Below are 2288 nucleotides of genomic sequence, written 5' to 3'. Positions count from 1 at the left end.
GTTCCCCGGTGGCAATCACGAAGTCTTCGGGCGTGTCCTGTTGCAGCATCATCCACTGCATACGCACATAGTCTTTTGCGTGTCCCCAATCCCGCAAGGCATCAATATTGCCCATATAGATGCAGTTCTCCAGACCTTGCGCAATATTGGCCAGACCGCGGGTGATTTTGCGTGTCACAAAGGTCTCGCCGCGGCGCGGGCTTTCGTGATTGAACAAGATGCCGTTGCAGGCATACATGCCATACGCCTCGCGATAGTTCACCGTGATCCAGTAGGCAAAAAGCTTGGACACCGCATAGGGTGAGCGCGGGTGGAACGGGGTGGTTTCAGTCTGCGGCGTTTCGCGAACAAGCCCATAGAGCTCGGACGTGGACGCCTGATAGAAACGTGTCTTTTTCTCCAACCCGAGAAAACGAATGGCCTCAAGCAGGCGAAGGGTTCCGATACCATCAACATCCGCAGTGTATTCCGGCACCTCAAAACTAACATCGACGTGGCTTTGCGCCCCGAGGTTATAGATTTCATCGGGCTGCACTTCCTGCAGAATACGGGTCAGGTTCGACGTATCGCCCAGATCGCCGTAGTGCAGCTTGAGCTTGCGATCTACGACGTGATGATCCTCATAAATATGGTCAATTCTCTGGGTGTTGAAATTCGAGGCGCGCCGCTTGATCCCGTGCACCTCGTATCCTTTTTCAAGCAGAAATTCAGTCAGATATGAGCCGTCCTGCCCGGTAATCCCGGTAATGAGAGCCGTTCTTTTCATAATGACGCACGTATCCTTACAGTTATTTATTAGAAAAATTCAGTTTTGCACTTCCCACCAGCTCGACCCCCAACCGATCAGTGGTCTGGTCTTCTTGTACCTTTATTCCAGGGATCCTTCGGAGTCAGACGGTAAGGGCAATCAGTCCAGGATGTCACGCCAACAATCCGATATTTCTTGCAACCATGCGCTTACAATATGCACGATCGGCGGCGCATGACATCGATACTGCAAACTCTGCTGTTAAGCTGACACGCGCCCGGCCAAATATTCCAAAAATGCGCTGAAACCCCGTTTTTGTCCCAGCCGCGCCACTCTTTATACAATGTCTCATTAACAACCACGGGCTCCCATTATGCCCGGCACCTCTTACAACAATTCACCTGCGGGCAAAGTAGCATAGGCCAGCTACCTGCGCTAGGTTTCCAAAAGACAACGCTTTGGCAAAACTACGGAATTGAGGGGTGGAAAATGGCGATAAACAACTCCGGATCAGAACATCTCGGTGGCCAGCCCGTCTTCGTAACCGGAGCAACCGGATTTATCGGCAGCCGGCTTGTTCCGGCCCTGTTGGAAGCCGGGGCTAAGGTCACCGCATTGCTACGCAGCCGACACGGCATGCGCGCGCTTGAAGCGATGGGGGTCCGGGTCATAACCGCCGCGCTTGACGACAGTGCCGCCCTGCAAACCGCCCTGCGCGGCCAGAGTGTTCTGTTTCATCTTGCCTATGATGTGCGCGCATCCGCAGCCAGCAACCTTGCCGCATTCGACACGCTTCGGGGTGCAGCCGAAACCGCAGGCGTTGGCCGGATCGTCTATGCCAGCTCTATCGTCACCTATAAGGGCTGGCCGCACCAAGATTTGACAGAGGACAGCCCCCGGGCTCCTGCCGGCGACGCGTCGTACCAACATGCCAAGGTCACGATGGAGCAGGCTCTGATGCAAGGGAACTGCCCAGCAGCGATCCTGCAACCGACGCTGGTCTACGGCCCTGGCAGTATGCTTTGGACCGACCAGTTGACAGACTGGCTGGCAGCGGGAACCGTGGTGCTTCCAGAACCAGAAGGGGTGTGCAACGCAGTTTTTGTTGATGATCTGGTACAGACCATGCTGCGTGCTGCGCAGCTTGAAAACCTTGGGCAGGAGCGCTTCATCATCTCTGGTGCAGCCCCTGTCACGTGGTCGGATTTTCTGTTGGGCTATGCCGGAATCATCGGCCGTGGCACAGTCCGCCACGTACCCCTTTCAACCCTTGAGGCGCGGTTGCCGTCAGAAAACGTCACCGAGAAGCCCGATTCCCCGCCACTTGCTGCGCGGGTCAGTGCAACTGCCCGGATGTGGATTGGCAGAAAACGGTTCGAGAAACTGGTGCGCGCGCTGAAGCCGCGCCGCCCTCAGCACGGTGACATATTCCCCGACCGCCACATGCTGGACCTGTATTCGGCCAGGGGGCGCTGCAGGATTGACCATGCCCGTGCCCGGTTGGGTTACGCGCCTTCTTACACTCTTGAAGCCGGGTTGA

2 protein-coding genes are annotated in these 2288 nt (G+C 56.2%); one reads left to right on the top strand and one right to left on the bottom strand.

Going from position 1 to position 2288, the window contains the following annotated elements; translation table 11 throughout:
* On the bottom strand, positions 1–766 hold a 766-nt coding region (gene gmd / locus AC2FNC_RS20685; protein ID WP_496716558.1), incomplete at its 3' end, for a GDP-mannose 4,6-dehydratase.
* Positions 767–1237: 471 nt separating this feature from the next.
* Between gmd and AC2FNC_RS20680 the strand changes: the two genes are divergently transcribed.
* Positions 1238–2288: NAD-dependent epimerase/dehydratase family protein (locus AC2FNC_RS20680; RefSeq protein ID WP_496716557.1), on the top strand; the 1051-nt coding region annotated here is incomplete at its 3' end.

The organism is Ruegeria sp. BHSA123, assembly GCF_059613425.1.
Note: the sequence above shows the minus strand (reverse complement) of the source record. Positions and strands in the feature narration are given on the sequence as shown.